The organism is Haemophilus haemolyticus (assembly GCF_001008205.1).
Classification (GTDB): Bacteria; Pseudomonadota; Gammaproteobacteria; order Enterobacterales; family Pasteurellaceae; genus Haemophilus; species Haemophilus haemolyticus_Q.
Genome location: NZ_LCTK01000038.1, coordinates 1 through 14887 on the forward strand (window position 1 = coordinate 1; position 14887 = coordinate 14887).

The following is a 14887-nucleotide window of genomic DNA, read 5'->3' on the forward strand; positions in this document are numbered from 1 at the left end:
ACTTCAGGATCATGAATATCACGGCGTTGCGCCGTAATTGACATCAGCAAATGGGATTTTACGAGCCAAGCAAGGGTATCAATTTCTCGACGATCTAAACCATGTAATTGCGCAAAGTCTGCCACATCTTCTACGCCAAGCTCTGCGTGATCACCGCCCCGCCCTTTTGCAATATCGTGGAACAACGCCGCAATATAAAGTAAAGAGCGGTCAGAAAGTTGACTAAAAATTCGATGAGCAATGGGATGTTCTTCCGCACTTTCCTGTGACAGAAAACTTTCCAATTTCAACATCACGCGCAATGTATGCTCATCCACCGTATAAATATGAAATAAATCAAATTGCATTAAGCCCTCAATGGCTTGCCATTGCGGAAGATACGCAGTTAATACGCCATATTGGTGCATCGGCATAAACGCACGCTTAATCGCATTAGGTTGATTAAACAAACGTAAAAATTTTTCTCGAGCCTCAGGGATTTCACATAATTTTTGTGGTAATTGCTCTAAGGAAATTTGTAATTGACGCAAGGTATCTGAATGAATATCAGCCTGTTCATACTGCGTTAAATAAAAGAATATATCTAAAATTCGCGCTGGTTTTTCTTGAAAAACAAGGCTATTACGCAAACATAAGGATTGGTTAATCAGTTGAAAATCATCGTCTAATTGGTCAATCACAGTATCCTGATTTGATGAGAGCACATTTTCTCGATAATGCTGAATCAGCAAATTACTAATCAGCGAAATTCGGTGCAATGCTTGGAAAAAACATTTCATCATTTTTTCCACAGCTTGATTGCCTTCCCCTCGGAAACCCAACAATTCACTGACTTTAATTTGACGATCAAACAACAGACGATTATCGTAACGTTTCAAAATCAAATGCAAAGCGAACCGCACTTTAAATAAAAATGCTCGACTTTCTTGTAGTTGCTGATATTCTTGAGGATAAATAAAACCACTTTGTAAAATGGCCTCAAGGGTCAGCGCCCCCGAATGGCGCAAAGCCACCCAATACAACAAATGCAAATCACGCAAACCACCAGGGCTATACTTAATATCTGGCTCAAGGTTATAAGCCGTATTGTGATAACGCTGATAACGTTCTATTTGCTCTTGCACTTTGGCGTTAAAAAAATCCTCTTTCGACCAAAAATCAGCACGTTTTACCAATTCATTTAGCGCATCAAAGTGCGGTCGATTTCCAGTGAGAAATCTTGCTTCTAATAAATTGGTGGCAATCGTAATATCTTGTTTTCCTTCCGATTCGCATTGTTCTAAGGTTCGAACACTATTTCCCACCTCAAAGCCACAATCCCATAAAAATTGGATAAATTGAGTAATTTTTTCTTCAATTTCTGGGCTAGGTATTTGCTCGACCAAAATTAAAAAATCTAAATCCGACAAAGGAAACATCTCACGCCGTCCATAACCGCCCACCGCAATTAAAGAAATGCCTTGCTGTTCACTTAATCCTATTTCCTGCCAAAGTTGAATCAATAAGGAATCATAAAAATCACAGCGATTTTCAATAAGCTCAAAAATGGAATAACGAGAAAAATTCTCGAGCTCAAATTGCTTGAGATTTTCTCGTTCAATTTTGACCGTACTTGGCGTTAAAGGAGAAGATAATGACAAAGGAAACAGCATGTTGATTGCCTTTTAGTGGTTCGAGGTGGCGTTATTATAAAGAAAAATAAAAAGGGCGTATATCTACGCCCTTATCTTATAATTTAATATCAATTACACATTCACCATAATCCGTGAAATTCGGCCTTCCGCAATTTCTTCATCACGAATAGTCATTACTTCACAACCTGTTTCGGTGACAACAATTTGATGTTCGTATTGTGCTGAATGACTACGATCTTTGGTTTTTACTGTCCAACCATCTCCCATCACGCGCACTTCTTTTTTGCCCGCGTTAATCATTGGCTCAATCGTAAACACCATACCTGGTTTTAAAATCACACCGCCATCATCTGCGTAATAATGCAATACTTGAGGTTCGCAGTGAAATTCTGTACCAACACCATGTCCGCAATATTCACGCACAACGCTGAAAGTTTGACTTTCAGTATATTTTTGCACGGCTTTACCTATTTCATTTAAACGAATACCTGGTTTTACTGTACGCAATCCCACATATAGGGCTTCTTGTGCCGCTTCCACTAATTTTTTACTACGAATATTCGTTTCTCCGCCCACGATATACATTTTTGAGTTATCACCAAAATAACCGTCTTTAATCACCGTGACATCAATGTTCACAATATCGCCATTTTTAAGCACTTTATCTTCACTTGGAATACCGTGACAGACGACTTCGTTAATGGAAATACAGGTAGCCTTTGGGAAACCGTGATAATTCAAACACGCAGGGATAACCTTTTGTTCATTCACCATATATTCATGGCAAATTCGATCAAGTTCACCTGTAGTTACGCCTGCTTTTACGTAAGGTTCAATCATCACTAGCACATCAGAAGCCAATTTGCAGGCCTCACGTAGTTTTACAATTTCTTTTTCTGTTCTAATTGGAATAGCCATTTTATTTCACCTTTTTTGAAAAAAATTTTGCCAGATTATAGCACGATTTCTAGGAAAAAACTGGATTACACTTGAATGGAGTAAATGGTTATTAGATAATAACGGAATTCAAATTTTCGGGAAGCGGGAAATAATTATGACAGATAACATTGCAGTACCATTGATATTTACTGATGCAGCAGCGAATAAAGTAAAAAGTTTAATCAGCGAAGAAGAAAATACCAATTTGAAATTACGCGTGTATATCACGGGTGGTGGCTGTAGCGGTTTCCAATATGGTTTTACTTTTGATGAAAAAGTGAATGAAGGTGATTTAACGATTGAAAAATCAGGGGTTCAACTTGTGATTGACCCAATGAGTTTACAGTATTTAATCGGTGGTACCGTCGATTACACTGAAGGTTTAGAAGGCTCACGCTTTACTGTAAATAATCCAAATGCTACCAGCACTTGTGGCTGTGGTTCATCCTTTAGTATCTAAGATGGATTTTCAATTTACACATTATCAAGGCAATGTATCCGTAAAATGTTCGATGGAACACATTGCTCTTGCTAACTGGTTCAATACAGAAGTGCGGTCAAATCCAAAGGCGATTTTGACCGCACTTTCTACTGCGCAATCACTCTCTGAAAATCAAGAAGAGATCTTAATCGGCGCAGAATATACATTGTTTTTAGATGCTGATGAAATAATGGTGAGAGCGAATAATCTCGCCATTGAAACAGATGAAATTCTGGAAGACGATTTTCATTATTATGATGAAGAAAGCATCGCTTTTTGTGGCACGCAAGATTTTATTCATTTTCTCGAAGCTTATGTTGATTTTATCTCTTAACCGACTATGACCACCGAAAACGTTCAAAAAAATCCCGAAGAAAAAATACCTAAAAAACGCAGTTCTTTCAAAAGCTTTCTATTAAAAGTAGCGTTTACTGGTGCGGTATTAACTGTATTTTATGGCGGATATTTAGATTGGCAAATCCGTTCGAAAATGGACGGGCAAATTTGGCGTCTGCCCGCTGAAGTATATAGCCGCATTGAAAGTGTGAAAATTGCCGATAATCTCGCTTTCGATGAAGTGATTCAAATTTTATTAGATAACGAATATCGCCAAACGACCATGGTTGCTGCACCAGGCGATTTTAAATTAGAAGATGATACCATTGTAGTTCTTCGTCGAGCTTTCCCTTTCCCTGATAAACCAGAACCACAACGAGTTTTACGTTTACGTTTTGTCGATAACAAACTTAATCGAATTGAAGATCTCGTTGCCGTAAAAGCAATCGATGAATTTCGCCTTGCGCCAAAATTGATTGCAATGTTGGAATCTGATAATGAAGATCGCCTTGCAATTCCTTTACAAAATTACCCGCGCTTATTGATTGACGCCTTAATTTTAACGGAAGATCGCCGTTTTTATGATCATCATGGTATAAACCCAGTGGGGATTATACGAGCATTAATTACCAATATCCGTGCGGGGCAAACGGTACAAGGTGGGAGTACGCTCACTCAACAACTCGTGAAAAATTTATTTTTATCAAGCGAACGTACGATTACCCGTAAAGCGAACGAAGCCTTGATGTCATTGGTGTTAGATTGGCGTTATGATAAAAATCGTATTCTCGAAACCTATCTCAATGAAATTTATCTCGGACAAAATGGCGATACGCAAATTCATGGTTTTGAGTTAGCCAGCCAATTCTATTTTGGTCGTTCGATTCGTGAAATTAGCTTAGATCAAATTGCACTTTTAGTCGGTATGGTCAAAGGTCCTTCACTTTATAATCCTTGGCGTAATCCTCAAAATGCCTTAGAACGTCGTAATGTTGTTTTAAAGCTCATGCTTGAACATAAAATGATCGGTGATGAACTTTACCAATTATTAAGCCAACGACCTTTAGGTGTTCAACAAAAAGGACAAATCTCCCGTAAATATCCGTCATTTATTCAAACTTTACAGGCAGATTTACGTCGTGAACTAGGCGAACATAAAATATCCAGCTTACTTGGCGCACGGATTTTCACCACAATGGATTTAAAACAACAAGCCCAAGCAGAAAATGCAGTGGTGAATACAGTTTCACAACTACAACTGAAAACGAAAAATCCATATTTAGAAGGAGCCATGATTGTTGCCGATTACCGCGTGGGTGAAATTCGTGCGGTAGTAGGTGGTTTGCAAACACAATATGCGGGCTTTAATCGCGCATTAATGGCAAAGCGTCAGATTGGTTCTTTAGTAAAACCTTCTATTTATTTGACCGCACTTTCGAATCCAGAACAGTTCCGTTTGAATACCCCAATTAATAACCAGCCAATTACGATTAATGTTAAAGGTAGCCCGCCGTGGCAGCCGCGCAACTATGACAAAAAATATAGTGGTTCAGTGATGTTAATGGATGCCTTAGCGCGTTCTTTAAATATTCCGACTGTGAATATTGGGATGAAAGTCGGCTTGAGCAAAGTCATTGATACACAAAAAGCGATGGGATGGGATAATGTGGAAATTCCAAAAGTGCCGGCTATGTTGCTCGGGGCTTATACCATCTCACCTTATGATGTAACTAAACTTTATCAAACTATTGCGAATCAAGGTGGACGGATTGAACTCACAACTGTCGATACCATTGCGGATCGTCAAGGAAATATCATTTATCAACATGATAAAACCGCAAAACAAGTGGTCCCACAAGAAGCCGCATTCCAAACGTTATTTGCGATGCAACAAACTGTTGAACGTGGTACAGCTCGTAGCTTGCAAAATGATTATGCAGATTTACGTTTAGCTGGTAAAACAGGGACAACAAATGATGCCCGTGATACTTGGTTTGTGGGGATCGATGGAAAAAATATCAGCACAGTTTGGCTTGGTCGCGATGATAATGGCGAAACCAAACTCACTGGTGCATCAGGCGCATTACAGATTTATAAAGATTATTTAAGCCATACTTATATTGAGAAATTGAAGCTAAATAAACCTGCGAATATGAAATGGGTTGGCATTACCCAACATGGCAGCTGGGATTGTGACAGCAATCGAGTGATCCCAGTTTGGGTGAATAATGGGCAAAATTTCTGTGGAGGCACACCAAATGCTTCTCCATCGCCAGCTACTCCACCAGCTGAAACAGAAATTTCTCCTCGACAAGAAAGCGTCTGGGATGTATTGGATAACCCAAATCCACCCGCACAATAATTAATCGCGGTATATTTCTAATAATAAGCAAATTTTTTGAAGCGAAAAAACTACACTTCCCCTGAAATTTCAGGGGATTTTTTTATTTCTTTTAAAAAATAGCAAACGTTTGCTTTAAAAATGCGGTACAATACGCACCAGTTTTTACTTTCATACAGGTGCAAAACGATGACACAACAACTCCCCACTCTAAGTCTAAAAAAAATCTATTCAGGTAAAGTACGCGATCTCTATGAAATAGATGATAAACGTATGCTAATGGTTGCTTCTGACCGCTTATCTGCGTTTGACGTTATTTTAGATGATCCCATTCCACGAAAAGGCGAAATCCTGACTCAAATATCCAACTTTTGGTTCAACAAACTTGCTCACATTATGCCGAATCATTTCACTGGCGAGAGTGTTTATGATGTATTGCCAAAAGAAGAAGCTGATTTAGTCAAAGATCGCGCTGTAGTGTGTAAACGTTTGAATCCCATTAAAATTGAATCTATCGTACGTGGCTATTTAACTGGTAGTGGTTTAAAAGATTACAAACAAACTGGTACCATCTGCGGATTAAAACTACCTGAAGGCTTAGTTGAAGCCAGTAAATTACCAGAACCTATTTTCACCCCATCAAGTAAAGAAGCCGTCGGCAATCACGATATAAATATCAGCTATGCTGAATGTGAAAAACTCATCGGGGCTGATTTAGCCGCACAAGTAAAAGAAAAAGCAATCGCACTTTATACTGCTGCTGCAGAATATGCACTGACTAAAGGCATAATTATTTGCGACACAAAATTTGAATTTGGTTTAGATGAAAATGGCACGCTCACCTTAATGGATGAAGTATTAACCCCTGATTCTAGCCGTTTTTGGTCTATCGATACTTACCAAGAAGGGATTAATCCGCCATCATTCGATAAACAATTTGTACGCGATTGGTTAGAAAATAGCGGCTGGAACAAACAAGCTCCCGCACCGAAAGTACCAGAAAATATTATTCAGAAAACGGTTGATAAATATCAGGAAGCACTGGATTTATTAACAAAATAGAGATCAAAATCCCTGCTATTTACAGCGGGGATTTTTATGCATGATGACAACTAAAGATTTTCAGCCTTAATATATAAAAGGCTAGACAAACATAAAAAGTGCGGTTATATTCAAGTGACTTTTTATTCAAATAAAATGATTAATTATGCAATCTAATTTATAAACAAGGAAAAGATATGTCAAATACAATTCTACAACATTTACCTGAAGGGCAAAAAGTCGGTATCGCGTTCTCTGGCGGATTAGACACCAGCGCTGCATTACTTTGGATGCGTCAAAAAGGTGCAGTACCTTATGCATACACCGCCAATTTAGGTCAACCTGATGAAGATGATTACAGCGCAATCCCTAAAAAAGCAATGGCATATGGTGCAGAAAATGCTCGCTTAATTGATTGTCGTTCTCAACTTGCTCATGAAGGCATTGCGGCAATTCAATGCGGTGCATTCCATATTTCAACAGGCGGAATTCCTTACTTCAATACGACTCCACTTGGTCGCGCAGTAACCGGCACAATGCTCGTTGCGGCAATGAAAGAAGACGATGTGAATATTTGGGGCGATGGCTCTACATTCAAAGGGAATGACATCGAACGTTTCTATCGTTATGGTTTATTAACAAACCCGAATTTAAAAATCTATAAACCTTGGTTAGATCCACAGTTTATTGAAGAACTCGGCGGTCGTTTCGAAATGTCTCAATTTCTTATCGAAAATGGTTTTGACTATAAGATGTCCGTTGAAAAAGCCTATTCGACCGATTCCAATATGCTGGGTGCAACCCATGAAGCAAAAGACTTAGAGCAATTAAGCACAGGCATGAAAATTGTTAAACCAATTATGGGTGTCGCATTTTGGGATGACAAGGTAGAAATTAAACCAGAAACAGTAACTGTCACGTTTGAAGAAGGCGTCCCTGTCGCATTAAATGGTAAACGTTTTGATAATGCTGTTGATATTATTCTAGAAGCCAATCGTATCGGTGGGCGTCATGGTTTAGGAATGTCAGACCAAATCGAAAACCGTATTATTGAAGCCAAATCTCGTGGTATTTATGAAGCACCAGGAATGGCATTATTGCATATCGCTTACGAACGTTTAGTAACTGGTATTCACAATGAAGATACCATCGAACAATATCGTATTAATGGTATCCGTTTAGGCCGTTTGTTATATCAAGGTCGTTGGTTTGATCCACAAGCATTAATGCTGCGTGAAACAGCACAACGTTGGGTGGCAAAAGCAATTACGGGTACAGTAACCCTTGAACTTCGTCGTGGTAACGACTTCACTATCTTAAATACCGAATCACCAAACTTAACCTACGAAGCAGAGCGTTTAAGTATGGAAAAAGTGGAAGATGCACCATTTGATCCAATTGATCGTATCGGTCAATTAACTATGCGTAATTTAGATGTATCGGACACCCGAGGTAAACTTGGCATCTATGCACAAACAGGTTTATTAAGCGCAATTAAAGATTCAGTCTTGCCACAATTAGGCAAGAAATAAGATAAAAGTGAGGTAAAAACTGACCGCACTTTTCCGCTTATAAAAATGGCTACTTCATGTAGCCATTTTTTATTCACCCATCTTTTCTAATTCACCTTGAGAAAATGCTTGCAGCTTATGGATTTCATTTTTCGCTTTGTCAGAAAGCACTTTATTATCCTTTAGCATCTGCTCTGAACAGGCCATAATAAAACGTAAATAATCATAGTTTTGCGTCTTTTCAAATAAAGCCTTTGCTTGATACATATCAGCAAAATCCTTATTTGCTTGGGTAAGTAACATCTTTTGCCCAACTAAAACAATTAGTGCTAATGCCAATGCAATGACAGTGCCATAGCCATTTGTTGGATAATAAAGCAACCCACCTATAACAAATAATCCTGAAACAAGTCGAGAGCTGTTTTTAATATAAGTTTCACTGGGTGGAGCTTGGATAAGTTCAGATAATTTCATTCAAATTCACCATAAAAAATAAGGGCGTTATCATCGCCCTTATTATTAACTTTCGCAAGGATTATGCAAGAATACCAGCCCAGTAACCTAAAATCCCTACACCAAATAAACCAAAGATAATCACCATTGCATTCACTTTTTTACGTAATAAATACATACATAAGAAAGTCAGTAATAAGGCTAATAAACCTGGAAGTAGATCATTTAATACGCCTTGCAAGGTGACCACAACTTCTTCACCTAATTGGTTTTTATAGCGTGTAAGTTCTAATGGGACATTAATACTTGTCCATTTAGAAACAAGCGAGCCCATGACAAAGAGACCAAGAATAGAAGCCCCTTGAGTGATTTTTTGCAAACGTCCACCACCCATATCAGAGACGATTTCTGTGCCTTTTTCATAACCATATTTGAAACCATACCAGCGCGTAACAGCACGGATCACATTGATTAAGATAAAAAACAATAATGGACCTAAAATGCTACTGGTTAAGGCAATTCCAGCACCAAGTGCGGCTAAAACTGGACGTAAAGTTCCCCAGAAAATAGGATCGCCCACACCAGCTAGTGGCCCCATAAGTCCGACTTTTACACCGCTAATTGCTGCATCATCCACATCTTTTGCACCATTCGCGCGCTCTTGTTCCATTGCGGCAGTCACGCCCATAATTGCAGACCCTACCCAAGGTTGAGTATTAAAAAATTCAAGATGGCGTTTAAGTGCTGCAGCTTGATCTTCTTTTTTGCTATATAGGCGTTTGATTGTTGGGATCATCGAAACACAAAATCCCATTGATTGCATACGTTCAAAGTTAAATGAACCTAAAAGGAACGTTGAACGGAAATAAGTACTTAAAATATCACCCTTGGTAAGAGTTACTTTTTGTTCTGACATAATGCGCTCCTTATAGACCTTCTAATTCGTTATCAGCAAGTTTTCTTTTGCTTGCCACTGGCATTGCGACCTGGTTAAAACGCGGATTTAATTGGATATAAAGCATTGCTAAACAAGTACCAAGAATACCCAATCCAACTAAGTTGTAATTAGTAAAGGAAGCAATAACAAAACCAAGGAAGAAGAATGGCATTAATGCACCTGCGCGCATCATATTAATCACCATTGCATAACCCACTACGACGATAAATCCACCCGCAATTTGTAAGCCACGAGTAATCACTTCAGGAATTGCATCTAATGCGCTAGTTACAGCATCTGTACCTGCGACCAAACCAACTGCTAATGCTGGAATTGCAACACGCAATGCTTGTAAGGAAAGCCCTGCAAAATGGCAAAGTTCAATCCCACGGAAATTAGCTTGCTCAGCAAATTTATCCGCTTTATGTTGTAAGAAGATCGTTAGTGTACGTACGAAAATAGTAAGCACTTGACCTGCAGCAGCAACTGGTACCGCGATAGCAATCGCCGTACCCACAGATTGACCGCCTTTAATAACAAGAATCGCGGAGATCACACTAGCAAGTGCTGCATCTGGCGCCATAGCAGCTCCAACGTTCATCCAACCTAGCGCGATCATTTCTAATGTACCGCCAAGGATAATACCGGTTTCAAGATCGCCTAATACCAAGCCAATCATCGTACAAGCAAAAAGTGGACGGTGGGTTTGGCGCTCATCTAATACGCTCCCCATACCGCAAATTGCCGCGACAAGCACGACTAAAATGAGTTCCATTGTTGACATAAAATGCGCTCCTAGAATTTAATTGAATCAAATTTTTCGCGAGTAAGTTCAACAGGCTTATTCACAGCCACTTTTTGAAGGGAAAGCTTCACGCCCATATCAAGTAATTTTTTGAATGCAGCGACATTAGATGGATTCACTGTGACTGCATCAGAAAGCTGTTTATTGCCTTCTTTATGCGTCATTCCACCCACGTTAATGGTATCAATACGCAAACCACCTTCGATTAAACGCACTGCATCTTCAGGCTTGGTTACAAGCATTAAAATATTACGGCTCGCATATTTTGGATTGTTGTAAACCTTAATCGCTTTATCCACAGGAATTACATAGGCTTTCAAATGTGGCGGAGCAATTTGAAGAAGCAATTCCTTACGCAATTCATCATTTGCCACTTCATCACTAATAGCAAAAATGGCTTCGCATTTCACTGCTTTTGCCCAAGAAGTAGCGACTTGACCATGAATTAAACGATCATCAATACGCAGTAAGTTGACACTCATACGTCCATTAGGATCGTATTGAGTATTATCTTCTTCGCTTTCTTGTTCTTCTTTTGCTTCCTCTTTTAGAGTTTCAGGTTGAGCGAAAGAGGCAATGTCATCTGGTTTCCGATAACTTTTCACTGCCATTACGCCAACTTCCTTGGCGACATCAGCAAGTGCTTCCGCTGATTTTGCATCATCCTTGGCATCTAATACTTCTAATAACATTGGTAAACTTACGCCAGTGACAATATCGTCTTGAGGGCGTTTTGCCGCTACTCGGGCTGCCGCGTTATACGGGCTACCACCAAATAAATCTACCAAAAATAACACGCTATCTGATGGCGAGCATTCAGCAATAATAGCCTCATACTTTTCCACCAAAGTGTCTTGCCCTTCTCCTGGAACGAATGTTACACCGTGGAGTCCTTCCACCTCACCGAACACCATTTCAGAAGAATTGACCAACTCAGCAGCAAGCTTGCCGTGAGCTGCAACGATTACTTGAATCATTGGATACTCCTAAGGTTGAAATAAATCGTCAAAAGCATAGAGTAAACAGTTGCCTAACTCAAGATAATTATAAGTGCTTGTACCATTAAAATTGACATACATCAATTATTTAGAACACAAAAAGGTATTGTAAACAGGATAATTTGGTATGCTTTATGCTTAATTACACTTCATAACTTTTGGATAAAAAGTGCGGTGTAAACTAAGAAAGTTTTTAAAAAGAAAAAACCGATTTTCAATCACTGAAAACCGGTTTAAAGAAGAACAATTTTATTGAACGATTTCGCCGACAATACTGCGCGTTAATTCTTTCACTTCCGTAAGTTTCACTTTCACAATATCACCTATTTTGTAAATACACTCACCTTTAATATAAAGGGCAATCTCATCAGAATTTACCTGCATTTCGTCTTTATTATTATGTAAAGTTGAAGCAGGTATAAACATTGAGGCGCCATTTTCTAATAATTGCACACGTAATCCACCACGCATCACATCTTGCACCTCTGCATCAAATTCAGCATTTTCTGCGACTTTATCAGCAAGATAGCGACAATATAACCAGTCTGCGATATCACGTTCAACCAAGCGATTTTGGCGGCGTGCTTCTTGTAAACGGGCCAGCACCTCATCTTGTGGCTTATTACAAGTTTGTTGTGTCAATACTGCTTTAATTAAACGATGGTTCACCATATCAGAATATTTACGAATTGGAGATGTCCATGTCGCATACCCTTCTAAACCAAGACCAAAGTGCGGTGCTAATTCCGATTTAAATTCAGCGAAAGTTAAATAACGACGTAAACGGAATTCTAAATAATCGCCTTCAATCGGTTCAATATCGTGGCGCATTTGGCAATAACCGTTTAATGTTGCCAAATTTTCTACCGAATAACGCTCAGCAAGTTCAGCTTGATTTTGTTCATTGGCTAAATTTGCCATTAAGAAATTATGCGCATTCTCTAAGAATTTTTTATCAAAACCGCTATGAGTATTGAAAATACCTGTTTGTGCCTGCTCTGCTAAGAATTGTGCGGCACAAATGTTAGCAATAATCATCGATTCTTCGACAATTTGATTGGCTATACGACGATATTCAGCTTTAATTTCTGCCACTTTACCGTTTTCAGATAGCACAAAAGAATAATCTGGTTTTTCTTTAAATAACAAAGAATGAGTCTTACGCCATTGAATGCGTGCTCTAGTAAATTGATGTAACCAATTAATTTGTTGTGTAATTTCTGATGTTTCGGGCTGCCATGCGTTATCTGCCTGTTCTAAATAATCCGACACTTTGTTGTAAGCCAATTTCGCTTTAGATTGAATATAAGCCGAAACAAAATGCGGTTTAGCCGTGAGATTGCCTTCAAGATCCGTTTCGATATAACAAACAAGGGCTGGACGCGTTTCATTTGCGATTAACGAACATAATTCATCAGATAATTCGCGTGGCAACATTGGGATGTTAAAGCCTGGTAAATAATTGGTGAAACAACGCTGTTTCGCATCTTTTTCAATTTGAGAATCTAATGCAATATAAGCGGTTGGATCCGCAATCGCGACAACTAATTTCCAACCTGTTTGTTCACCATTTTGTTCGATAGGCTCGATATATAAGGCATCGTCCATATCCATTGTGCTTTCAGAGTCAATCGTCACAAAATGAAGTGCGGTCAGATCTTCACGGGTTTGCTGATCTAACATTTCATAACTTTCAGTGCCTTGCACAGGATAACGAGACTGGTCATGACGTGCCAATGTTACCCACCAAGGGGCAAATTCATCATCAGCTCGGCAAATAAACTGATTAATAGTAGCATAGAAAAAGCGATCATCACGTAATGGGTGAGTTTTTAAATTAGCAACCACCCAATCGCCCTCTTGTAATTCTTCTTTTACATATTTAGCTTGTTGTGCGCCAATCGGTTGGTTAATGCTTGGGTGATCAACCAAGACTTGCAATTTCTTATCTTTATTGAACCGCACTTTTGCAATGAAACGCGTCAACATTGGCTCAATTAAGGATTCCGGCTCGGCTTGTTCTTTATCACCTTGCTTTTCAATGGTGGCTTTGATTTTGTCACCGTGCATCACTTTTTTCATTGAAGGCGGCGCAATGAAATAGGTTTTCTTATCGCACTCTAAAAAACCATAGGCTTTATCAGTGCTTTTTACCACGCCTTCTACATGCTCTTTGCTGTCGTGGATTTGTTGTTTAAGCTGTGCGAGTAAAGGATTATCTTGAAACATAGTTATATTTTAAAAAAGAGAAAAGGCAGACTGAAAAGCCTGCCTAAAAAAGAATGTAAGAAAAATTATTCTTCGCCTAATTCGCCCATTGCGGTGATGCTGAAACCTGCATCAACATGAACGATCTCACCAGTAATACCCGATGCTAAATCTGAGCATAAAAATGCCGCTGAGTTACCCACATCTTCGATAGTCACAGTGCGACGTAATGCAGCGGTTTTCTCAAAGGTAGAAAGCATTTTCTTGAAGTTTTTAATACCTGATGCCGCTAAAGTGCGGATTGGACCAGCAGAAATTGCATTCACACGAATACCTTCTTTACCTAAATCCGCAGCCATCACGCGAGTTGCCGCTTCAAGAGATGCTTTCGCTAAGCACATAACGTTGTAGTTAGGAATTGCACGTTCTGCACCTAAGTAAGAAAGGGTTAATAATGCGGCATTTGGATTTAAATAAGGACGTGCAGCTTGTGCCATTGCAACAAAGCTGTATGCGCTAATATCGTGAGCAATACGGTAACCTTCACGGGTTGCAGCATTGACATAATCACCATCTAATTGATCACTTGGCGCAAATGCGATTGCGTGAACAAAACCATCAAATTTGTCCCAATGTTTGCTTAATTCTGCAAAGCAGTTTTGGATGCTTTCATCAGTTGCCACATCTAAAGGAAGCACGATATCAGAACCAAATTCTTTGGCAAATTCTTCTACGCGCGGTTGTAATTTATCGTTTAAATAAGTGAAAGCAAGTTCTGCACCTTGTTCTTTCATTGATTTTGCGATCCCGTAAGCGATAGAACGATTGCTTGCAAGACCGGTTACTAAAATGCGTTTACCTGTTAAGAAACCCATAATTTTTCCTATATTGTTAACGTAAAAAACTTGCGTAGTATAAGCGAAAATTTGTCTTTGTACAAAGCAGACCAATTTTTCTAAGAAAACCAACCGCACTTTATTTACAAATTCGTTTGAGCAAAAACCTAAAATCAGCGAAAATAGCCCACATTTTTAATTGAACGAAGAAGAAACAATGAGTTATCCATTAGAAGAAGTTAATAAACGTCGCACTTTTGCGATTATTTCCCACCCCGATGCAGGTAAAACAACCATCACCGAAAAAGTACTTTTATACGGAAATGCGATTCAAACAGCAGGTTCTGTAAAAGGCAAAGGCTCGACT

The 14887-nt window shown here is 39.0% G+C and carries 14 protein-coding genes; 6 read left to right on the forward strand and 8 right to left on the reverse strand.

The window, feature by feature from the left end:
• Together glnD and map are read right to left on the reverse strand one after the other, a co-directional pair.
• On the reverse strand, positions 1–1652 hold a 1652-nt coding region (gene glnD, locus AAX18_RS08275), incomplete at its 3' end, for a bifunctional uridylyltransferase/uridylyl-removing protein GlnD (protein WP_046953541.1).
• A gap of 93 nt (positions 1653–1745) precedes the next feature.
• The gene (gene map, locus AAX18_RS08280) at positions 1746–2552 is read right to left on the reverse strand and encodes a type I methionyl aminopeptidase (protein ID WP_046953542.1); all 807 of its coding nucleotides are present in this window, start codon (positions 2550–2552) and stop codon (positions 1746–1748) included.
• Positions 2553–2688: 136 nt separating this feature from the next.
• Between map and erpA the strand changes: the two genes are divergently transcribed.
• From erpA to argG, 5 genes are all read left to right on the forward strand, one after another.
• Positions 2689–3033, forward strand: a complete 345-nt coding sequence (gene erpA / locus AAX18_RS08285) for an iron-sulfur cluster insertion protein ErpA (RefSeq protein ID WP_005628395.1) — start codon at positions 2689–2691, stop codon at positions 3031–3033.
• 1 nt (position 3034) lies between these two features.
• Positions 3035–3388 (forward strand): YacL family protein, encoded by a 354-nt coding sequence (locus tag AAX18_RS08290; protein WP_032825703.1) that lies wholly within the window; start codon positions 3035–3037, stop codon positions 3386–3388.
• 6 nt (positions 3389–3394) lie between these two features.
• Positions 3395–5752: a penicillin-binding protein 1B gene (gene mrcB / locus AAX18_RS08295; RefSeq protein WP_005628393.1), complete on the forward strand. Its 2358-nt coding sequence runs from the start codon at positions 3395–3397 to the stop codon at positions 5750–5752.
• Positions 5753–5920: 168 nt separating this feature from the next.
• Positions 5921–6793: a phosphoribosylaminoimidazolesuccinocarboxamide synthase gene (locus AAX18_RS08300; protein ID WP_046953543.1), complete on the forward strand. Its 873-nt coding sequence runs from the start codon at positions 5921–5923 to the stop codon at positions 6791–6793.
• Between the two features lie 176 nt (positions 6794–6969).
• Entirely contained in the window at positions 6970–8304 is a 1335-nt protein-coding gene (gene argG, locus AAX18_RS08305; protein WP_005628389.1) for an argininosuccinate synthase, read from the forward strand.
• Positions 8305–8373: 69 nt separating this feature from the next.
• Here the strand turns inward: argG and AAX18_RS08310 are convergent, their stop codons facing one another.
• The 6 genes from AAX18_RS08310 to AAX18_RS08335 all read right to left on the reverse strand — a co-directional run bounded on the left by AAX18_RS08310 (position 8374) and on the right by AAX18_RS08335 (position 14559).
• Positions 8374–8757 carry a hypothetical protein gene (locus tag AAX18_RS08310; RefSeq protein WP_046953544.1) on the reverse strand — a complete coding sequence of 128 codons (384 nt, stop codon included), beginning with the start codon at positions 8755–8757 and terminating at the stop codon, positions 8374–8376.
• Between the two features lie 61 nt (positions 8758–8818).
• Positions 8819–9652, reverse strand: a complete 834-nt coding sequence (gene manZ / locus AAX18_RS08315) for a PTS mannose transporter subunit IID (protein ID WP_005628387.1) — start codon at positions 9650–9652, stop codon at positions 8819–8821.
• 10 nt (positions 9653–9662) lie between these two features.
• Positions 9663–10457: a PTS mannose/fructose/sorbose transporter subunit IIC gene (locus tag AAX18_RS08320; RefSeq protein ID WP_005628385.1), complete on the reverse strand. Its 795-nt coding sequence runs from the start codon at positions 10455–10457 to the stop codon at positions 9663–9665.
• A gap of 11 nt (positions 10458–10468) precedes the next feature.
• Positions 10469–11455: a mannose/fructose/sorbose PTS transporter subunit IIA gene (locus AAX18_RS08325; protein ID WP_046953545.1), complete on the reverse strand. Its 987-nt coding sequence runs from the start codon at positions 11453–11455 to the stop codon at positions 10469–10471.
• A gap of 270 nt (positions 11456–11725) precedes the next feature.
• On the reverse strand, positions 11726–13705 hold the full coding sequence (rnb, locus tag AAX18_RS08330) for an exoribonuclease II (protein ID WP_046953546.1): 1980 nt from the start codon (positions 13703–13705) through the stop codon (positions 11726–11728).
• Positions 13706–13770: 65 nt separating this feature from the next.
• Positions 13771–14559, reverse strand: coding sequence for an enoyl-ACP reductase FabI (locus AAX18_RS08335; RefSeq protein ID WP_005628382.1), 789 nt, complete (start codon positions 14557–14559; stop codon positions 13771–13773).
• Positions 14560–14737: 178 nt separating this feature from the next.
• Here AAX18_RS08335 and AAX18_RS08805 point away from each other — a divergent pair.
• The coding region (locus tag AAX18_RS08805; RefSeq protein ID WP_155397215.1) for a GTP-binding protein at positions 14738–14887 on the forward strand (150 nt) is incomplete at its 3' end.

What these genes read in the sequence shown, in the direction of transcription:
- map (WP_046953542.1), bottom strand. Translation starts at nt 2,552, where the DNA reads ATGGCTATTCCAATTAGAACAGAAAAAGAAATTGTAAAACTACGTGAG.
- erpA (WP_005628395.1), top strand. Translation starts at nt 2,689, where the DNA reads ATGACAGATAACATTGCAGTACCATTGATATTTACTGATGCAGCAGCG.
- AAX18_RS08290 (WP_032825703.1), top strand. Translation starts at nt 3,035, where the DNA reads ATGGATTTTCAATTTACACATTATCAAGGCAATGTATCCGTAAAATGT.
- mrcB (WP_005628393.1), top strand. Translation starts at nt 3,395, where the DNA reads ATGACCACCGAAAACGTTCAAAAAAATCCCGAAGAAAAAATACCTAAA.
- AAX18_RS08300 (WP_046953543.1), top strand. Translation starts at nt 5,921, where the DNA reads ATGACACAACAACTCCCCACTCTAAGTCTAAAAAAAATCTATTCAGGT.
- argG (WP_005628389.1), top strand. Translation starts at nt 6,970, where the DNA reads ATGTCAAATACAATTCTACAACATTTACCTGAAGGGCAAAAAGTCGGT.
- AAX18_RS08310 (WP_046953544.1), bottom strand. Translation starts at nt 8,757, where the DNA reads ATGAAATTATCTGAACTTATCCAAGCTCCACCCAGTGAAACTTATATT.
- manZ (WP_005628387.1), bottom strand. Translation starts at nt 9,652, where the DNA reads ATGTCAGAACAAAAAGTAACTCTTACCAAGGGTGATATTTTAAGTACT.
- AAX18_RS08320 (WP_005628385.1), bottom strand. Translation starts at nt 10,457, where the DNA reads ATGTCAACAATGGAACTCATTTTAGTCGTGCTTGTCGCGGCAATTTGC.
- AAX18_RS08325 (WP_046953545.1), bottom strand. Translation starts at nt 11,455, where the DNA reads ATGATTCAAGTAATCGTTGCAGCTCACGGCAAGCTTGCTGCTGAGTTG.
- rnb (WP_046953546.1), bottom strand. Translation starts at nt 13,705, where the DNA reads ATGTTTCAAGATAATCCTTTACTCGCACAGCTTAAACAACAAATCCAC.
- AAX18_RS08335 (WP_005628382.1), bottom strand. Translation starts at nt 14,559, where the DNA reads ATGGGTTTCTTAACAGGTAAACGCATTTTAGTAACCGGTCTTGCAAGC.